General features: G+C 67.1%; 1 protein-coding gene. It reads right to left on the reverse strand.

Annotation, left to right across the window (positions count from 1 at the left end; translation table 11 throughout):
- Positions 1-249, reverse strand: a 249-nt coding sequence (locus KVT37_RS32490) for a hypothetical protein (RefSeq protein ID WP_217579057.1), incomplete at both ends; no start/stop codon positions are given.

The raw sequence follows: 249 nt of genomic DNA on the forward strand, positions 1-249 counted from the left end.
TTCGTCGGCGCGATCGGCATCCGCGACGTGCTGAGCGCGGTGCTGAGGCGATAGGTCTTTTCGCAGGCGCCCAGGTCCTCGACCCGGGCGCCTGCCCGCGGCTTGTCTTTCGCTTCCTTCGTGCGCAGACTCCGCTTGTTGCGTACCCATGCGCCGTGGGGGTGATGCCGACGTCGCGCAATAGGGTTCCAGGCGCGGTAGCGCTGTCTATTTTCGTTGCGCTCCCCCTGGGAAGCGGCGCGGCGTTCT

It is taken from the genome of Mesorhizobium sp. GbtcB19 (assembly GCF_019091085.1).
Taxonomy (GTDB): Bacteria; Pseudomonadota; Alphaproteobacteria; order Rhizobiales; family Rhizobiaceae; genus Mesorhizobium.